Raw genomic sequence first — 18,860 nt, 5'->3', positions numbered from 1 at the left:
AGGACGCCGCATGAAGATCTCGGAGCTCAGCCGCAGGACCGGCGTGCCGGTCGCCAGCATCAAGTACTTCCGGCGGGAAGGCCTGCTGCCCGCCGGCCGGGCGACGGCTGCGACGCTGGCCGAGTACGGGGAGGAGCACGTCCAGCGCCTGCGGCTGATCAAGGCGCTCACCACCCTGGGGGGCCTGTCCATCGCCGCCACCCGCGACGTACTGGCAACCGTCGACCAGGCCGAGAACACCGACAAGACCCTCCAGGCGATCAGCTACGCCCTGCCCGTACCGGTCACGGCGGCCTCGGCCGGAGACGCCGACCGGGACGCGGCGGCCGAGTCGGCTGCCGCGGCGGATGTCATGGGTCTGATCGCGGCCATGGACTGGCAGGTCCCCGGCACCTCCCCCCACGTCCGGGGGCTGACGACCGCGCTCAGAGAGCTCAGGCGGCTCGACGCGGACTACCGGCCGGAAAGGCTCGTCGCCTACGCGGAACTGGCCCATTCCATCGCCCGCCTGGATCTTGAACGCGCGGCCGCCTTCGACGACTCGCCGGCCCTGGCCGAACAGGCGGTCATCGTCCTCGCTCTCTCCGGCCCCATGCTCGAACTGCTGCGACGGCTGGCCCAGGAGGACCAGGTCCGCCGCCGGGCCGAAGTCGACCACCCCGACGCCGGGTGATCGTCAGGGGCAGCGCCCCTGATCAGGACAGACGCTTGGGCGTGGTGACGTAGCTGAACGGCGCGGAAACTCCGGCGCTGTGGTGACCGGCCGCCGCGAGGGCCAGGGCCAGTCGCTCACGGGGTTTGAGATACAGGTCCGCGGTGGCGTGGAGCGCGCCGAGAGCGAATTCGTCCCCGCACCCCACGGCCGCGTATCCGTCGGCGGGCTCGGCTATCTGATAGTCCCCGTAGACGGCGAACAGGCGGCTGTGCACACCGACGAGGAACGTCCCGGCCTGCTCCTGTTCGCAGTCCTTGCGTGCCCAGCCGCCGTCCTTGAGGCACTTGCGCAGCTTGTCGACGAAGACGGTGGTCATGAACCGGTCCAAGTCACCCTTGGGCTTGGGTGCCTTGAACGCGTGGTGCAGGAGCTGTCCCATGCGGAAGCTGGTGGTGAAGCCCATGGCGTAGGGACCGTTGCGGAAGAGCTTCGGATCCCGGCGGACGGTGAGCCTCAAGCCCGCGACACCGGCCGAGTCCCCGCCCAGATGCACCCGCCCGTTGTGCACGAGCCCGACGATCACGGTCATGCTCTCTCCCTCCGCTGTACCGACCTCTCGATACTGCGCCCGGGGAAGCGGGTGGAAACGCGGCACCGCGACAGGGATCAGGAGGCCGGTTCGAGGCCCCAGGCGACGGCTCGTCCCGCCGCGGCCGCGCGGTTGGGCACGTCGAGCTTGGCGAGGATGTGCTCGATGTGGGTGGCGACCGTGCGCGGGCTGAGGAAGAGACGGCCTGCGATCTCGCGGTTGGTCCGCCCCTGGGTGAGTTCCGCCAGTACTTCCAGTTCGCGCGGGGAGAGCGCCGAGGGGCGGGCGACGGTACGGCACACCGCGACCGTCCCGGCGTCCTGGCGGGTCAGATGCAGTTCGAGGGTCCACTGCCGGTACGGCACCAGCACGGTGGCCGGCGCCTCGCGCCGGGCGGCCGTCCGCCGCACCAGGGCCGCCAGCGGGGAGCCGGCGTCGGCGAGACCGGGCAGTGGCTCGCCGCTCAGCACGACCGGGGCGGTGTCCGCGTCCCGCGGCACGAGCACGGCGCAGGAGTTGCCCACGGCGTCGCCGGGCCCGCCGGGACCTCCGGAGGAGCGGGGCCCGAGCAGCGGGTCGGTGACGGCCGCGAGGCACTCGCCCAGCAAGGTCATCACCGCCCGGACGGCCGGCTGGTCGCACCGCTTCCCGGTGGTGCTGACATTGAGCATGCCCACGTATCTGCCGTCCGCGGCGAACAGGCACTGGGCCACGCCGTCCTCGACACCCAGCGGGTCGAGGACGGCCTGGAGTCCCGTCGAGCTCCGTCGTACCGGGCCGGGCACGTCGCGCCACCAGCGTGTGGTGTCCGCCGAGTACCGGATCAGCGAGAAGCCGGGGTCGTCGTGCAGACGGCTTTCGATGTACCGGGTGGCGTCGGCCGGGTAGCTGCCGGCCAGCGTGAGGTGACGGCGGCGCAGCGGATCCCACCGGGACAGCGACGCGTGGTCGTGGTCGATCACTGCGGACAGTGCGGTGAGCACGGAGTCCGCGCCGCCGGTGCCGCCCACGGCGCGGCGCGCGGCCTCCCGTACGTGCAGGGCAGCGCTCAGCACATCCGTCGTGCTCTGCTTCACTGTCATCCGTTCAGGATGATCATCCGGTGAGGGGCGGTCAAACCGGGGTCGAACGGGGGCGAACGGGCCGCCACCGGGGCAGCGCGAACAGGCTCAAGGGGTCAGCCCTCCAGGCCGTACCGCCGTGCGGCCTCCCGTACCGTCTCCGGCTTGACCTCGCCACGCCGTGCCAGCGCGGCAAGTGCCGCCACCGTCACCGACTCGGCGTCGACGCCGAAGTGGCGGCGCGCCGCCTCCCGTGTGTCGGAGAGGCCGAAGCCGTCCGTGCCGAGCGATGTCCAGTCCTGCTCCACCCAGGGGGCGATCTGGTCGGGGACCGCCCGCATCCAGTCGCTGACGGCGAGGACCGGGCCCGGTGCGCCGTGCAGTGCCTGGGTCACATACGGGATCCGGTCCTCGCCCTTGAGCCGTGCCGCGTCACAGGACAGGGCGTCGCGGCGCAGCTCGGTCCAGGAGGGCGCGGACCACACGTCGGCGGCCACACCCCAGTCGTCGGCCAGCAGTCGCTGGGCGTCCAGGGCCCAGTGGACGGCCGTGCCGGAGGACAGCAGTTGCAGGCGCGGGGCCTCGGCCGGGGCGTCGGCGGCCTCCTTGAAGCGGTAGAGCCCCTTGAGGACGCCCTCCTCCACGCCCTCCGGCATGGGCGGCTGGACCTTGGTCTCGTTGTAGACCGTGAGGTAGTAGAAGACGTCCTCGGCGTCTGGACCGTACATCCGCCGCAGTCCCTCCCGGACGATGACCGCGATCTCGTACGCGAACGCCGGGTCGTAGGAGACAGCCGCCGGATTGGTGGAGGCGATCAGATGCGAGTGGCCGTCGGCGTGCTGGAGGCCCTCACCCGTCATGGTGGTGCGCCCCGCGGTGGCGCCGATGACGAACCCGCGGCCCAACTGGTCGGCCAGGGCCCAGAACTGATCGGCCGTCCGCTGCCAGCCGAACATGGAGTAGAAGATGTAGAACGGGATCATCGGTTCGCCGTGGGTGGCGTACGAGGTGGCGGCCGCGGTGAAGTCGGCCAGCGCACCCGCCTCCGTGATGCCCTCGTTGAGGATCTGACCGTCCTTGGCCTCCTTGTAGTAGAGGAGCTGGTCGCGGTCGACCGGGTCGTAGGTCTGGCCGGCCGGGGAGTACAGGCCGGCCGAGGGGAAGAGCGACTCCATGCCGAAGGTGCGGGCCTCGTCGGGGACGATCGGAACCCAGCGCCGGCCGGTCTCCGGCTCCCGCATCAGCTCCTTGACCAGCCGGACGAACGCCATGGTCGTGGCGATCTCCTGGCGGCCCGAGCCCTTGTGCAGCGCCTCGAAGGGCCGGGCGGACGGCTCCGGCAGCGGCTTGGCGACGACCTTGCGGACCGGGGCCGGGCCCCCGAGCGCCGCGCGGCGCTCGCGCAGATACCGCACCTCCGGGGAGTTCTCCCCGGGGTGGGCGTACGGCACCAGCTCACCGTCCAGCGCGCTGTCGGGGATCGGGAGGCCGAGCAGGTCCCGCATCGCCCGGAACTCCTTCCCGTTGAGCTTCTTCATCTGGTGGTTGGCGTTGCGCGACTCGAAGCCCGGCCCGAGGGTGTAGCCCTTGACGGTCTGTACGAGGACGACGGTCGGCGCGCCCTCGTGCTCGACGGCGGCCCGGTAGGCGGCGTGGACCTTGCGCGGCTCGTGGCCGGCGCGGGAGGTCCGGAAGAGCTCCAGCAACCGCGCGTCGTCGAGGCCCGCGCCGAGGGTGTGCAGCGGGGAGCCGGGGCCCTCGGCGCCGAAGAAGTGCTCGCGGAGATAAGCCGGGTCCACGGTGGCGTACGTCTGGAACTGCGCGTCCGGCACCTCACGCAGCCGGCGCACCAGCGCCCCCTCGGTGTCCTGGGCGAAGAGCGCGTCCCAGGCTGTGCCCCACAGCGACTTGACGACATTCCACCCGGCGGCGCGGAACTGCGCCTCCAGCTCCTGCACGATCTTGAAGTTGGGGCGGACCGGGCCGTCCAGGCGCTGGAGGTTGCAGTTGATGACGAAGGTCAGATTGTCCAGCCGCTCCCGGCCCGCGAGGGCGAGGGCCGCGGTCGACTCCGGCTCGTCCATCTCGCCGTCGCCGAGGAAGGCCCAGACGCGCGACCGTGAGGTGTCCTTGATGCCGCGGTGCTCCAGGTAGCGGTTGAACCGCGCCTGGTAGATGGCGGAGAGCGGGCCCAGGCCCATGGAGACGGTCGGGAACTCCCACAACCAGGGCAGTCGGCGCGGGTGCGGGTAGGAAGGCAGCCCGCCGCCCGCGGCCTCCTGCCGGAAGCGGTCGAGCTGGCCTTCCGTCAGGCGGCCTTCCAGGAAGGCGCGTGCGTAGATGCCGGGCGAGGCGTGGCCCTGGATGTAGAGCTGGTCGCCCGAGCCGTCGCCTTCCTTGCCGCGGAAGAAGTGCTGGAAGCCCGTCTCGTAGAGCCAGGCCGCCGAGGCGAACGTCGCCATGTGGCCGCCCAGGCCCGCGCGCTGGTTGCCGCGGGTGACCATGGCGGCCGCGTTCCACCGGGTCCAGGCGGTGATCCGGGCCTCCAGTTCCTCGTCGCCCGGGTAGGCGGGCTCGGCGGAGGTCGGGATGGTGTTGAGGTAGGGGGTCTCCAGCAGCGGAGGCAGGTCCAGCCCGGTCCGCTCGGCGTGTTCGGCCATACGGCGCAGGAGATGTGCCGTCCGGTCGGCTCCGCCGAACCGGACGGCGGAGTCCAGGGACTCGCGCCACTCGGCGACCTCTGACGGGTCCTTGTCGGGCAGTTGGTCGAGCTGGGACACGGGTGGACCCTCTTTCGCGATCCCGGGGTGGGGGACGGGGGCGCCTTGGATGCGCCCGCGAGAACCTCTGATTCCGTGTGGCGGAACCTGGTTTCCGGCACACCACGCTAGGAGCGGCAAGTTGATGCGGTCAACACCTACCGGCGAGTAATGATCGATGATCGATCATTTTTCCCGCGTCGAGTTTCGGGGCCCGCTCAAGCGCTCGGTCAGAAACGCGAGGATCTCGTCCCTGGCCTTCCGTGTGGGATGTCCGTCCTCGTCGACGAGGTGGGCGGTGACGACGCTGTGCGGGGTTCCGACCACGTCGCGGAAGAACGGGGGTGGTGCGGTGTTGGCGGAACCGCCCGGAAGGACGCGGCCGTCGAAGGCGTCGCCGAGGAGTGCCCGATAGGCGGCGAAGCGCCGGCCGGTGCACCAGCGGTCGTTGTCGAAGCGGTAGGCGAGGACCTTCAGTTCCTCGCGTATGACGCGGTCCCGGACCGTGCGCGCGTCCTCGTCGCTGATCTCGAGTCCGGCGGGATCGTCCAGCGGCAGTGACGGGTGGTTGACCACGGGCGCGATGACGGCCGGCTCCATCGCCATCGTGAGCGCGAAGTTGCCGGTGAAGCACAGCCCGATCGCGCCGACCCCCGGGCCGCCGCATTCGGCGTGGGCCCGGCGCGCGAGCCCCCGCAGCCACGTGGTGACGGGACTGGTGCCGCCCCCGGCGAACGCACGGAACTCGGCACTGACGCACGCGCGACGGACGACCTCCCGGCCGGCCTCGACCGTGGGCCAGGCGCCGTCGGTCCCGAAGAGCGAGGGGACGTGGACGGTGAAGCCCGCATCCCGCACCCACCGCGCCAGGCGAAGAACGTCAGGGCTGATGCCGGGCATCTCCGGCATCACCACCACGGCCGGCCCCGAACCCGAGACATGGACCGTCTTCACCACCCCGTCCACGTCCACGAGCCGGCGGGAGAAATCTGTCATCGCGTCGTCATGACGTCTGTCGGCAGCGCTCATGGTGGACAGCGTGGACCGCATGCCCCGCGCGAGGTGAGCGGCCGGATCGCCATGTCCGGGGGTAATCTCGCCAGGGGAGTTGTGCGGTGAGGGGGCGAGCGTGAGCGCGCTGCGGATCGGTGTCCTGGCCTATCCGGGCTGCTTCGCGTCCGAGGTGTTCGGCGTACCCGATCTGTTGACGATGGCCACCCACGTCGCCGGCCCGGACCGTGACGGATACGAGGTGTCGATCGTCTCGCCCCGTCGTCGCGTCACCGCGTCGGGCGGTGCGGCGTTGGCCGTCTCCCCGCTGCGCGAGGCCGATGTCCTGGTGGTGCCGGGGTTCGAGCTGCCGCCGGGGCGGGACATGGACGCGCAGCTCGCGCCCCTCGCCCCGGAAATCGCGGCGATCCGCTCACACGCCGCTGCGGGCAACGGCGTCGTCTCGATCTGCGTCGGTGCCTTCCTGCTCGCCGAAGCAGGGCTTCTCCACCGGCGCCGGGCCACGACGGCGTGGCTCTTCGCGGACGAACTGGCCCGTCGCTGTCCGGACGCGGACATCCGGCCCGAGTGTCTGGTCGTCACCGACACGGGGGTGACGACGACGGCGGCCTTCAGCGCCATGTACGACTTCGCGCTGGAGCTGATCCGCCGGCACAGCGGGGCCGGCGTGGCACGGACCACCGCGCGGGTGGCGCTCGTCGACGACGCACGATCGTCCCAAACGCCTTACGTCGACACACGGCTTCTGCCGCGGCCCGGAAACGAGTTCTCCCACCGGGTCATGCGGTGGCTCGACCAGAACCTCGCCGCCCGATATGACCTCGCCGTGTTGGCGGGCACCTTCAATGTCAGTACGCGGACGCTGCTGCGGCGCTTCGCGGACGAGACCGGCCGGAGCCCGCTGGCCCACCTGCAGTCCGCACGCGTCCGCCGGGCCCGCCACCTCCTGGAGACCACGGACCGAACCGTCGCCGCCATCTCCACCGCGGTCGGGTACAGCGACCCCGGAACCTTCGCCGCCCTCTTCGCCAAGCACACCGGGCAACGCCCCAGGGACTACCGCACGACGTTCCGACGTGGCGGCAAGGGATAGCGGCCTTGCCGGACGATCAGCCGAGGACGAGGGGGAGTTTCGCGGCCCACTCGCCCAGTTGGGCCTGCTCCGCTTCCGACGGGGCACGCCGTCCGGTGCCGATCAGCAACGCGTCCTTGTCGGAGAACGACGCGGGAAACGCCGCACCGGCGATCCGCTCCAGCAACTCGCGTGACCGGGCGAGCCCTTCGGCGGGCGGTTCCGCCGCGTCCGGGAGGTGTGCGATCAGGTCGAGGTGGTGCAGCGTCCATTCCAGGACGTACGCGGAGAGGTAGTCGCCCGCTGTCAGCACCTGGCCCTGGGTGCCGACCCGGGCCGTGGGGTCCGCGAGTCCGGCGGCGCGGCCCGCGGCGGAACCGACGTCGTCGAGGTGGAACTTGAGCAGCCCCGGCTCTTCGTAGGCGGCGGCCAGGCGGACGATCAGCGCGTCGAGCGGGTCGTCGCCGGTCGGCGTCTCGACGATGTCCCAGTAGGTCACCGCGTCCCGGGTCGGTTCCGACGTGGCGGGGGTGACGAGAGTGATCAGGACGTCCTGGGCGTCGATGACCAGATGACACACCAAGTCCCGTACGAGCCAGCCGGTGCAGCCGGACGGCCGGGCGAAGTCCGCGTCCGGGAGTTCGGCGACCGCTGTGCGCAACGCTGTCCAGGAGCGTGAGAAGAGGTCCACGCCCGCAAGGTAGCAGCGTCCGGCCCTCGCCACAGGCGTGGGTCAGTCGGTCGTCGTGCGTCCCTTAGCCTTCGAGAATCTTACGAACAGCCAAGACTGTTGACGTTTATCGTTCACAAAATTTATGGTCTCGGGACTCTCGCAGGAGATCAAGACGACGGAGACCAATGACGCCCTCTCCCGACGCGCGGTCGCGCCCCGCCCGCCTGTCCGCACTACTGCTCGCCGGGGTGCTCGTCGCCTCGGTGCCGCCCGCGGCCGCCGTGCAGGCGCCACAGCCCCCCACCGCCGACCGTCCCCCCACCACCGCCTCCCCGACCGGCAGTTGCCGTACGGGCGACGGCTGGACACTCGAGAACACCCGTATCACCACGGACGACACCCATCACGCGTACGTGGGCAACGGCTACCTGGGGCAGCGCGTACCACCCAACGGCGCCGGCTACACCGGCAGTGACGCCAAGACCGGCTGGCCGCTGTTCACCCCGAGCTACGACGGCTCGTTCGTTTCCGGGCTCTACGCGCACAACCAGCGGACCGCCGACGACCGACAGGCCGTAGCGGCCGTGCCGACGTGGTCCGCGCTCACCGTCGGCACGGGTGGCGAACACGGGGATACGTTCAACTCTTTGACGAAAGCGGGCCGAATATCCCAGTATCGCCAGACTCTTTTCCTGCACTGCGGCATCGTCCGGACCTCACTGACCTGGACCGCCGTCGACGGACGGAAGACCGACCTGGTCCATGAGGTGCTGGCCGACCGCAACAACCCGCACGTGGGGGCCGTTCGGCTGCGTATGACGCCACGCTGGAGCGGTGAAGCCACCGTCACCGACCAGATCGACGGGCGCGGCGCCCGGCGCGTCCGGCAGACCGGCGGTGGTGATCGCACCGGGGGAGGCGGTCGGGACGGACAGACCATGGATGTGGCCTTCCGCACCGACGGCACGGACACCGACGGCGCTGTCGCCTCCACCCTGCGGGCTGGGCACGGCATACGTACGGCCGGAACCCGACGTGCCGACGGCGCCCGCGACTTGAGTGCGCGGCAGTCCCTCACCTTTCCTGTGCGCAAGGGCAACGCGTACGAAATCACCAAGTACGTGGGCGTCGACACCGCACTGACCTCGCAGTCGCCCCGCCGGGACGCCACCGCCGCCTCACAGAGCGCCGCCCGGCGTGGCTGGGACAGGCTGCTGCGCGCCCACGCCACCACCTGGGCCCGGCTGTGGCGCGCCGACATCGAGGTGCCAGGACAGCGCGAACTGCAGGCGTGGGTGCGCTCCGCGCGGTACGGACTGCTGTCCAGCACCCGTGAGGGCGCCGCCAACAGCATCAGCCCCGCCGGGCTCACCAGTGACAACTACGCGGGTCTCGTGTTCTGGGACGCCGAGACCTGGATGTACCCGGCCCTGCTGGCCACCGCACCCGAACTCGCCAGGACAGTCGTCGACTACCGGTACCGGACCCTCACGGGGGCCCGGGAGAACGCCCGCAAGCTCGGCTACCAGGGGCTCTTCTACCCGTGGAACAGCGGCAGCAAGGGCGACCTGGCCCGGGAGTGCCACAGTGTGGACCCACCGCACTGCCGCACCCAGATCCACCTCCAGTCCGACATATCCCTCGCCGCGTGGCAGTACTACCTCGCCACCGGCGACACCGACTGGCTCCGTGAGCGCGGTTGGCCGGTCATGAAGGGCATAGCCGAGTTCTGGGCCGGGCGCGTCCACCGCAACGCGGACGGCAGCTACTCCATCAAGGACACCGCCGGCCCCGACGAGTACAGCAACGGCGTCGACGACGCGGTCTTCACCAACGCCGGAGCTGTCACCGCGCTGCGCCACGCCACCCGTGCCGCGCGACTGCTCGGCGAGCGCGCACCGGGGGAGTGGACGACGATCGCCGACCGGATCAGGATCCCGTACGACGCGCGACGCAAGGTCTTCCAGCAGTACGACGGCTACCAAGGCAGCAAGATAAAGCAGGCCGACACGGTACTGCTGATGTACCCGCTGGAGTGGCGGATGCCGGAGGGCGCCGCGGCCCGCACCCTCGACTACTACGCCCAGCGGACCGACCCCGACGGCCCCGCCATGACGGACTCGGTCCACGCCATCGCCGCCGCCGGTACGGGTGAGGCGGGCTGCTCGACGTACACCTATCTGCAACGCTCCATCAGGCCGTTCGTCCGCGGCCCGTTCGCGCAGTTCTCGGAGGCCCGTGGCACCAAGGCGGGTGCCGAGGACCCGCTGGCCGGCTCGCCCGCGCACGACTTCCTCACCGGCAAGGGCGGCTTCCTGCAGATCTTCACCAACGGTCTGACCGGCATGCGGATGCGTGAGGACCGGCTCCGCCTCGACCCGATGCTGCCCCCGCAACTCAGCGGCGACGGCGTCACCCTGCGCGGTCTGCGCTGGCAGGGCCGCACCTACGACATCGAGCTGGGAGCCCGGCACACCACGGTCCGGCTCACCGACGGCCGGCCCATGACCCTCGACACCCCGCAGGGCGCGAAGGTGGTCACCAAGGCCGCCCCGGCCGTACTCGAGACCCGCCGCCCCGACCTCGCCCCCACCGACAACCTGGCCCGCTGTACCAACGTCACCGCCTCGTCCGAGGAACCCGGCATGTACGCGGACGCCGCTGTCGACGGCAACCCGGCCACGGCCTGGGTTCCGGACGGACGAAGCGGCAGCCTGACCAATGACCTCGGCAAGCCCGTGCGCGTCGCCGAGGTCCGCCCCACCTGGAGCGGTCCGGCGCCGGCGTCGTACGACGTACAGCTGTCCCTCGACGGACGGCACTGGCGCGACGTCACGGCCGACGCGGGTACGCCTGCCTCGGCCCGGTACGTACGGGTGGTGGTGCGCGGTGATGCCGACGCCAAGTCCCGCACGGGCATCGCGGAGCTCACGGTCTCGTAGCGGCCGGCAGGGGAAACGCCGACGCGTACGACGGCCTCGTCTTGAGGTCCCGCACACCGAAGGGCCGGGCAGCACCGAGCTGCCCGGCCCTTCGCCTGTGCGGTCTCGACACCCGTCCGGATCAGCCGACGTTCGTCGGGCATCCCGTCCGGATCACGCACCGGTCGGCGCCTTCCTCCTGCCGGGAAGAGCCCTATCCTCCTGGCATGGAGGCACTGGCCGTACGGCTGTCGCAATTGGACTCGGAAGCGGAAGGCGTGGTCCGTGTCGTCATGTTCTACGACACGCTGATGCGCCGACGGGTGGATCTCCCGGCGCTCGCCCGGGCCTCGGCGGGCCTGGCCGCCTGCGTGGCCGGGATCCGGCTCCACAGCACGGGGCGGGCGATCCGGATCTCGCCCGACGGCAGGGAGACGTCCGCGCCACAGCCACCCGCGTCCACCACGATGCCGATCACCCTCGACGAGGAGGAGATCGGCACGGTGTGGCTGGAACGCCCCGGAGCGCCCGGCCCTCTCGACGAGCTGCTGCTGGACCGGCTCGCCCTCGCCGTAGGGGCGGTCGTCGAGCGGTACGGCCCGGCCCGCACCACGATGGCCGACCCCGCCCTCCTCGAGCTGGTGATCAGCTCCGACAGCGACGAGGCGGCCAGAGCCCGGGCGCTACGGCTCCTGGGATTCGCCGCCGACCTGCCGGTCCACGTCGTCGCCGTGCGGTCGGGGCTTCCGCTCGACCGGCTCGGCGGCCTGGTCTGCCCGGACCGCCCGGTGAAGGCCGCACCACTCGCCGATGTGGGTGTCATCCTCGCCACCACCGTGGACCCGGCACGGTTGCCGGCAGGCGTGCACGCGGGCATCGGCGCGGCCGGGAGCCCCGACCGGTCGTGGCGGGAAGCGCGCACCGCACTCCGCTTCACCACCCCACGCCGGCCGGTCGTCCACTACGCCGGCCTGGGGTCGTTGGCGCTGCTCGCGGAGGTCCCCCGGGACGTCGCGCGGGACAACGCCGACGTGGCCGCGATCGCCCGGATGGCCGCCAACCCGGAGGATCTGGAGACTCTGGACGCCTACTGCGCCACCGGCTCCCTGCGCCGGGCCGCCGACGTGCTCCATCTGCACCACAGCAGCGTCGCCCGTCGGCTCGAACAGATCGGCAGGACGCTGGGTGTCGAACTCACCGCGCCTGCCGGGCTGATACGGGCCGAGCTCGCCCTCACCGCGTGGCGGCTGCTCGACGACTGAGGAAGTGTGTTCGCTCCCCGGTTCGCTGGCGATCCGCGGCACGGCGGCCGGCCGTCCTCACCGGGTCAGGGCCGCGTCGACCGCCGCCTCGGCGTGCAGGCGTGCGGTGGGGAAGACCGGTACGGGGCTGTCCTCGGGGCCGATGAGGAGCTCGATCTCGGTACACCCCAGGATGACGCCCTCGGCCCCCTCGGCGACGAGGTCCTCGACGACCCGGCGGTAGGCCGCACGCGACGCGTCGCGGACGACGCCCAGGCAGAGTTCCTCGTAGATCACCCGGTGCACGAGCGCGCGTCCCTCGGAGTCCGGGACGCGGACGTCGAGTCCGCCCGCCGCGAGACGGCCCCGGTAGAAGTCCTGCTCCATGGTGAACGCGGTGCCCAGCAGTCCCACGCGGCGCAGCCCCGCGGCGCGGACCGCGGCCGCGGTGGCGTCCGCGAGGTGCAGCAGCGGGACCGAGACCGCCGCCTCGACGGAGTCCGCGACCTTGTGCATGGTGTTGGTGCAGATGAGCAGCAGATCGGCGCCGGCCGCCTCCAACGACCGGGCGGCGGCGGCCAGTACCTCGCCGGCCTCCGCCCATCGGCCCTGGACCTGCAACTGCTCGATCTCCGCGAAGTCCACGGAGTGGAGCACGCAGCGGGCCGAGTGCAGACCGCCGAGCCGCTCCCGCGTCCGCTCGTTCAGGATCCGGTAGTACTCCGCCGTCGATTCCCAGCTCATCCCACCGATCAGCCCGATCGTCCGCATGCTCGTGCCCACGCTCATGTCCCCGCTCCTCGTGCGTCATGATCTGCGCACACCATAAGGCAGAGGGTCGGTATTTGGATATGTGTATAAGCGTTGCTTTGATGTCTTCATGTGACCAGCGAGCGCAGGATGGGCTCGGCGTGGGTCCACAGCAGCATGCCGCCCGCGTCGGCGACGACATGGCGGCGCGCGGTGGGCAGGGCGTCGGCGAGGGCGGTGCTCAGGCCGGGGGAGTGGAAGACGCTGGTGTCCTGTTCGCCGTACCAGAGGTCGACCGGGGTCGTGATGGCCGTCGTGTCGAACGGCCAGCGGCCCATGGTCAGTACGGTGTCCCGCGCGTAGCCGCCCGGGCCCCGGGCGAAGCCCTCGGTGACGGCCCGGCGGTAGGCGGCCGCGAAGGCGGGCTGCCGGAAGACCGCACGGTCGGGTTCGGCGCAACCCGTCGTCACCAGGGCCCACATCGCGTCCGCGTCGGCCGAGGCCGCGAAGGCCGCCTCGGCGGCCGACGGATCGGCCGCCACGGCCTCCACCATGCGCCGTACCTCGGGCGCGAGGGCGTCGGCCAGCTCCGGCGCGGCCGGTTCGCCGCTGCCCGAGACGATCGACGCCCCCGTCACCACGCCGCGCGCCGCGCAGGCGAGCGCGAAGGGCGCCCCTTGCGAATACCCCACCACGCGCAGCCCGTCGAGGCCGCGCGCCGTCGCGAGACTGCTCACGTCATCGGGCCAGTCACCAAGCGTCCGCCCGGGGGCGGGGTCGGAGGCACCGAGGCCCGGCCGGTCCACCGAGACCAGGCGGATGCCCAGCGCGTCCACCGCGTCCGCGCCGAAGCCCAGCCAACGGCTCGTGGCTCCGCCCGGGCACAGCAGCACCGGGAGCCCGTCGGCCGGGCCCCACTCCGACCAGGCCAGCATGCGGCCGTCCGGCAGACGAGTGCTGCCGAGCCGTTCGGGAGGCGCGATGCCCACGGGCTTCGAGGTCATGCGAGGGCCACGAGGTCGGCGTAGTCCGCGCCCCAGAGGTCCTCCACACCGTCGGGGAGCAGGATGATGCGTTCGGGCTGGAGGGCCTCGACGGCGCCTTCGTCATGGGTGACGAGGATGACGGCGCCCTTGTAGGTACGCAGGGCGCCGAGGATCTCCTCGCGGCTGGCGGGGTCGAGGTTGTTCGTCGGCTCGTCGAGCAGCAGGACGTTGGCGGAGGAGACGACCAGGGTGGCCAGGGCCAGCCGGGTCTTCTCGCCACCGGAGAGGACACCCGCGGGCTTGTCGGCGTCGTCGCCGGAGAAGAGGAACGAGCCGAGCACCTTGCGGATCTCGACCAGATCCATGCCGGGGGCCGCCGAGCGCATGTTCTCCAGGACCGTCCGGTCGCCGTCGAGCGTCTCGTGCTCCTGGGCGTAGTAGCCGCGTTTGAGACCGTGCCCCTCGATGACCTGGCCGGTGTCCGGCTTGTCGACGCCGGCGAGCAGGCGCAGCAGCGTGGTCTTGCCGGCGCCGTTGAGACCGAGGATGACGACGCGGGAGCCCTTGTCGATGGCCAGGTCGACGTCGGTGAAGATCTCCAGCGAGCCGTAGGACTTGGAGAGGCCCTCCGCCATCAGCGGGGTCTTGCCACAGGGAGCGGGCTCGGGGAAGCGCAGTTTGGCGACCTTGTCGGAGCGGCGCTCGGGCTCCAGGTCGCTCAGCAGCTTCTCGGCGCGGCGTGCCATGTTCTGGGCGGCGACCGCCTTGGTGCCGGCGCGCAGCTTGTTCGCCTGGTAACTGAGCGCGGCCGCCTTCTTCTCGGCGTTGGCCCGCTCGCGCTTGCGGCGGCGCTCGTCGGCGGCGCGCTGGGCCTGGTACTGCTTCCAGCCCATGTTGTAGACGTCGACGGCGGCGCGGTTGGCGTCGAGGTGGAAGACCTTGTTGACCACGGTCTCGACCAGATTGATGTCGTGCGAGATGACGACGAAACCGCCCTGGTAGGTCTTGAGGAAGTCGCGCAACCACAGGATGGAGTCCGCGTCCAGATGGTTCGTCGGCTCGTCCAGCAGGAGGATGTCCGCGCCGGAGAAGAGGATGCGGGCCAGCTCCACGCGGCGGCGCTGGCCGCCGGAGAGGGTGTGCAGGGGCTGCTCCATGATCCGGTCGGGCAGGCCCAGGCTGGCGGCGATGGTGGCCGCCTCGGCCTCGGCCGCGTAGCCGCCCCTGGCGAGGAACTCGCTGTCCAGCCGCTCGTACTTCTTCATCGCCTTCTCGCGCGTCGCGCCCCGGCCGGTGGCGATGCGTTCCTGGCACTCGCGGATCGAGCGGAGCACGGTGTCCAGACCGCGGGCCGACAGCACGCGGTCGAGCGCCAGCATGTCCAGGTCGCCGGTGCGCGGGTCCTGCGGCAGATAGCCGACCTCGCCGGAGCGGGTGACGGTGCCGTTCGCGGGCATGCCTTCGCCGGAGAGCACCTTGGTGAGGGTGGTCTTGCCGGCGCCGTTGCGACCGACCAGGCCGATGCGGTCGCCCTTGGCGATACGGAAGGACGCCGACTCGATGAGGACGCGGGCGCCTGCGCGCAGTTCGAGACCGGTGGCGGTGATCATGAGAAGTGGGGCTCCAGGGCCGTAGTTCGGGGGTGGTGCGGTGTTCGGGGGCCGGACCGACGGGGTCCCGGCGGGGGCCGGTGTGCTCGTGAGGGCTCGCCCGCAGCGCGCGGGCGGGTCCTTCTCGCCACCGGCCCCCGAGGGCCTGGCCCGTCAGGCCGTGGACGTCACTTGACCGCGGTGATGATGGGCAGGACGCCGTGGTCGTTGTAGCGGACCGCGTGCACGGTGAAGCCGGCGGCTTCGAGCTGGCCGCGCACCTCTTCCTCGCTGGAGAAGTTCAGATAGGTCGCCTGGACGATGTCGCCCATGATGGACAGCTCCCGGCGCAGGTCCGCCTCGGGGATGTCGTACTTCTCCCAGTCCGCGGCGTGCTCGGGCGCGACCCACGGCGGCGGGGGCGGCGGGGTGAGGAAGCTGAGCAACAGCCGGCCGCCGGGGCGCAGTGCCTGGTGGAAGCTGCGGTACAGATCCGTCAGCCGCTGCGGGTCCGACTCGTACATGTTCAGACCGTTGCTGACGATCAGGTCGAACTCGCCGTCCACGCCGAGCTTCCAGGCGTCGCGCACCTCGAAGGCGGTGTGCTCGGAGAGTCCGTGCTCCGCCGCGTTCTCCTTGGCGTAGCCGATGGACTCCTCGTCGATGTCGATGCCGACGAGCTTGAACTTCTCGACGCCGCGGTAGTCCTGCTGCAGCAGGTCGTCCATGACCCCGCAGGGTATGGACGCCAGGGTCGCTCCTTCGGCGACGGAGCCGGCGATCTCCTCCTTGAAGCGGTGGAAGCGCTCACGGGCCTGGCACAGCAGGGAGTTGTTGAGCAGCCAGTGCTCCATCGGCGTGGTGGGGCCGGCAGGGGTGTTGCGGAAGATGTACGAGGTCCAGTAGCCGTTGAGGCCCCGGTTGTGCAGCAGGAAACGGCCGAGCTCGAACTGCTGGAGCTGGTCGAGGATGTCCAGGGTCTCCTCCAGCGGCAGCACGAGCTGGTCCGCCCGGCGGAGCCGCTGCTCGATCTCCGCCGCGATCTTCTCGGTGCCGGCGTCGTCGGCGATCCGGGTGCCGGTGTGGTGCGAAATCGTGGATGTCATCGGTACTTCCTCACGTGTTCCTTGGCCGGGCGGGGCAGGGGCGGGCGGGTGGGGGTCAGACGGTCCAGCCGATCCGGGCGAAGCTGTCGCGGACGGCGGGGTGGCCGAGCATTCCCGCGTTGCCCAGAGCACGCAGGACGTTCTTCACGATCGGCACGTCCGGGGTGATCTCGAAGCCCGCGTAGAGGGCCTCGACGGACTTCTGCGCCTGTTGCCGGTTCCCGATGATGGAGTCGAGCAGCTCGATGTTGAAGAGCTTCTCCGACTCCACGGAGAGATAGAGCGTGGTGAACTCGGCCAGGTGCGTGCCGATCGCCTCCCGGTAGTCCTCGGGGATCTCCGCCCACAGATAGGTCATCAAGTCGTAGAAGAACGCGTAGTGCCGGGACTCGTCGTTCATGTGGTCGTTGACGTAGTACTTGATCGACGGGTGGACGCCGGGGCTGTTGAAGAATTCGACGAGTTCCCGCACGAGCGTGGTCTCGAAACAGCAGTTGGCGAGGATCTCGAAGATGTCGTGGTATTTGGGGTCGAGCTTCTTCTTGATCTCGGCGACCGCGCGCTGCGAGTCCGATATCGGGTGGTCGATCGTCCGCAGGTTCGGATAGTGGTTCCGCAGCTGCAGAATCATGTCCTGGGCGATGTAGACGTGGTAGTACTCGTCGATGATCACCGAGTGGGTGTTGAGCTTCGTCTCGGCGGAGAACTCGACCGGAAGATCCGAGTAGAGGATCTTCGAGCAGGCCGAGACGATTTCCTTGATCTCCAGGTTCACGATGTCGTGCAGATATTTGTAGAAGGACTGCACAAGGATCTCGTCCTTGCCCGCCCGGTCCAGCGAGGCGACCTCGTCGGCCAGCAGCAGCGGCTGCTTGTCCTCGGGGAAGAAGAAGCCCTCCTGCGTGAAATCGATGGTCTTGCGCGGGCGGGTGCGGACGGAAGCACGCGATTCCCACCTGGCGACGTACTCCGAGGTCAGGCTGGGCAGCTTCCGGTCGGCTTCGGTGTTCTCCTGGCCGATGACGCTCATGACGGGTCTCTTTCCGGGCGCGGGGCATGCCGGAGCTGCCCCGCGCCCTCGGTGCGTGGGCATCCGTGCGGCGGCGACCGGGCGTCGCCGCCGTGCTGACGGAGGGGAAGGAGAGAAAGGGCTGTGGCAGGTGAGGCGGACGGTTCAGCCGGTTTCGGCGACCGCTTCGGCCTCCACCCCGTCCGGGGCCGGCTTGGGCCTGAGGAAGGCCAAGGACGCGGCGACGGCCACGGCGGCGGCCATCACCCCGGCGGTCACGATGGAGTCGCCGGTGAACAGGCTGCTGGCGATGCCCGTGAGCAGCGTGACGAGCAGTGCCCGTCCGCTCATGGTCAGCGAGGAGGCCGCGCCCTGGAGCTCGGGGAAGACGGCCATGGAGCGCCCGAAGACGACCGGGTAGACCGTGGCGAAGCCGACGCAGAAGACGGCGATCGGGCCGGTGGTCGCCCAGGCGCCCTCGCCGAACGCCAGGAACAGGGCGATGCCGACGACCGTGACGGCGATGCTGCACACCACGGTGCGCTCAGGACCGCCCAGGAGGGTGACGACCTTCGAGGCGAGGAGGCTCGCCACGGCGAAGGAGGCCACGACGATCAGCAGATGGCCGGCGAACTCCACGGTGGACAGGCCGAAGGTGTCCGTGTAGAGGAAGGAGCTGGCCGCGATGAACACCATGTACGCGGCGAACAGCAGGCTGGGGACGAGCGACGCCGCGATGAATTCCTTGCTCGACAGGAGCTTGCGGTAGTCACCGACGACCTTCCTCGCGCTGACCTTCTCCAGCTCGCCCTTCGTCTCGGGCAGGAAGAACAGCATCAGCAGCAACGACGCCAGCGTGATGGCGAAGACCGTCGCGTAGTTGCCGCGCCAGCCGATCGCCCGGTTGATCAGACCGCCCAGTGCCGGTGCCGCCGTCATGAAGGCGGACATCGCGGCATTGGTGAGCCCGAACATCTTGAACAGTTGGTTGCCCCGGTAGACATCGCCGATGATGACGAAGACCAGGACCACTGACGTACTCGCTCCCACGCCCTGGACGAGCCGGGACGCGAGCAGGAATTCGATGCTCGGTGCCACCGCGCAGCCCAGTGCGCCGACGAGCATGATCGTGTTGCCGATCAGCATGACCTTGCGCCGGCCGTACCGGTCCGACAAGGGGCCGTAGGCCAGGGCGCCCAGGCAGTAGCCGAAGAAGTTGTACGTGATCGTCAGCTGTACCGAGGACCCGGAGGTGTCGAAGGCCTCGGCGATGTCCGGGAAGCTCGGCACGGACATGTCGAGTTCCATGATCGTGCCGATGAGGGTGATGACGAGCAGGGCAGGCAGAAATCTGTGTTTGTTCATGGCCTCATGAGGGACGGACCTGAAGGGACAGGGACTGCGGACACGCCGAGCCGAGTCCTGCCGCGGTCGGCAG

General features: G+C 70.5%; 15 protein-coding genes. 4 read left to right on the top strand and 11 right to left on the bottom strand.

Annotated elements, in window-relative coordinates; genetic code table 11:
* Positions 1 to 10: 10 nt before the first annotated feature.
* A complete protein-coding gene (locus tag AB8O64_RS04520) occupies positions 11 to 673 on the top strand; it encodes a MerR family transcriptional regulator (RefSeq protein ID WP_370417976.1) in 663 nt (220 codons plus the stop codon).
* A gap of 22 nt (positions 674 to 695) precedes the next feature.
* Here the strand turns inward: AB8O64_RS04520 and AB8O64_RS04515 are convergent, their stop codons facing one another.
* The 4 genes from AB8O64_RS04515 to AB8O64_RS04500 all read right to left on the bottom strand — a co-directional run bounded on the left by AB8O64_RS04515 (position 696) and on the right by AB8O64_RS04500 (position 6,093).
* Entirely contained in the window at positions 696 to 1,244 is a 549-nt protein-coding gene (locus AB8O64_RS04515; RefSeq protein WP_370417975.1) for a hypothetical protein, read from the bottom strand.
* A gap of 77 nt (positions 1,245 to 1,321) precedes the next feature.
* Positions 1,322 to 2,326: a response regulator transcription factor gene (locus AB8O64_RS04510; RefSeq protein ID WP_370417974.1), complete on the bottom strand. Its 1,005-nt coding sequence runs from the start codon at positions 2,324 to 2,326 to the stop codon at positions 1,322 to 1,324.
* A 95-nt stretch (positions 2,327 to 2,421) separates the two neighbouring features.
* Entirely contained in the window at positions 2,422 to 5,085 is a 2,664-nt protein-coding gene (gene aceE, locus AB8O64_RS04505) for a pyruvate dehydrogenase (acetyl-transferring), homodimeric type (protein WP_370417973.1), read from the bottom strand.
* A 165-nt stretch (positions 5,086 to 5,250) separates the two neighbouring features.
* Positions 5,251 to 6,093: a dienelactone hydrolase family protein gene (locus tag AB8O64_RS04500; protein ID WP_370417972.1), complete on the bottom strand. Its 843-nt coding sequence runs from the start codon at positions 6,091 to 6,093 to the stop codon at positions 5,251 to 5,253.
* Between the two features lie 100 nt (positions 6,094 to 6,193).
* Here AB8O64_RS04500 and AB8O64_RS04495 point away from each other — a divergent pair, with 100 nt between their 5' ends.
* A complete protein-coding gene (locus AB8O64_RS04495; RefSeq protein ID WP_370417971.1) occupies positions 6,194 to 7,168 on the top strand; it encodes a GlxA family transcriptional regulator in 975 nt (324 codons plus the stop codon).
* A 16-nt stretch (positions 7,169 to 7,184) separates the two neighbouring features.
* On the opposite strand, the gene AB8O64_RS04490 is transcribed toward AB8O64_RS04495, so the two are convergent.
* Complete coding sequence (locus AB8O64_RS04490; RefSeq protein ID WP_370417970.1) at positions 7,185 to 7,838, bottom strand: maleylpyruvate isomerase N-terminal domain-containing protein; 654 nt, start codon at positions 7,836 to 7,838, stop codon at positions 7,185 to 7,187.
* 167 nt (positions 7,839 to 8,005) lie between these two features.
* Between AB8O64_RS04490 and AB8O64_RS04485 the strand changes: the two genes are divergently transcribed.
* Positions 8,006 to 10,762, top strand: a complete 2,757-nt coding sequence (locus AB8O64_RS04485; protein WP_370417969.1) for a discoidin domain-containing protein — start codon at positions 8,006 to 8,008, stop codon at positions 10,760 to 10,762.
* A 206-nt stretch (positions 10,763 to 10,968) separates the two neighbouring features.
* On the top strand, positions 10,969 to 12,003 hold the full coding sequence (locus tag AB8O64_RS04480) for a helix-turn-helix domain-containing protein (RefSeq protein WP_370417968.1): 1,035 nt from the start codon (positions 10,969 to 10,971) through the stop codon (positions 12,001 to 12,003).
* Between the two features lie 57 nt (positions 12,004 to 12,060).
* On the opposite strand, the gene AB8O64_RS04475 is transcribed toward AB8O64_RS04480, so the two are convergent.
* The 6 genes from AB8O64_RS04475 to AB8O64_RS04450 all read right to left on the bottom strand — a co-directional run bounded on the left by AB8O64_RS04475 (position 12,061) and on the right by AB8O64_RS04450 (position 18,787).
* Positions 12,061 to 12,753: an aspartate/glutamate racemase family protein gene (locus AB8O64_RS04475; protein ID WP_370423786.1), complete on the bottom strand. Its 693-nt coding sequence runs from the start codon at positions 12,751 to 12,753 to the stop codon at positions 12,061 to 12,063.
* A gap of 107 nt (positions 12,754 to 12,860) precedes the next feature.
* Positions 12,861 to 13,736: an alpha/beta fold hydrolase gene (locus AB8O64_RS04470; protein ID WP_370417967.1), complete on the bottom strand. Its 876-nt coding sequence runs from the start codon at positions 13,734 to 13,736 to the stop codon at positions 12,861 to 12,863.
* Positions 13,733 to 15,328 carry an ABC-F family ATP-binding cassette domain-containing protein gene (locus AB8O64_RS04465; protein ID WP_362216012.1) on the bottom strand — a complete coding sequence of 532 codons (1,596 nt, stop codon included), beginning with the start codon at positions 15,326 to 15,328 and terminating at the stop codon, positions 13,733 to 13,735. The genes AB8O64_RS04470 and AB8O64_RS04465 overlap by 4 nt, the downstream gene beginning before the upstream one ends.
* A gap of 167 nt (positions 15,329 to 15,495) precedes the next feature.
* Complete coding sequence (locus AB8O64_RS04460) at positions 15,496 to 16,413, bottom strand: cyclopropane-fatty-acyl-phospholipid synthase family protein (protein ID WP_370417966.1); 918 nt, start codon at positions 16,411 to 16,413, stop codon at positions 15,496 to 15,498.
* Between the two features lie 55 nt (positions 16,414 to 16,468).
* A complete protein-coding gene (locus AB8O64_RS04455) occupies positions 16,469 to 17,443 on the bottom strand; it encodes a diiron oxygenase (protein ID WP_370417965.1) in 975 nt (324 codons plus the stop codon).
* A 144-nt stretch (positions 17,444 to 17,587) separates the two neighbouring features.
* Entirely contained in the window at positions 17,588 to 18,787 is a 1,200-nt protein-coding gene (locus AB8O64_RS04450; protein WP_370417964.1) for an MFS transporter, read from the bottom strand.
* Between the last annotated feature and the right edge of the window lie 73 nt (positions 18,788 to 18,860).

The sequence above is a fragment of the Streptomyces sp. QH1-20 genome (assembly GCF_041283565.1).
GTDB lineage: Bacteria > Actinomycetota > Actinomycetes > Streptomycetales > Streptomycetaceae > Streptomyces > Streptomyces syringius.
This window is presented reverse-complemented; position numbering and strand designations above follow the sequence as displayed.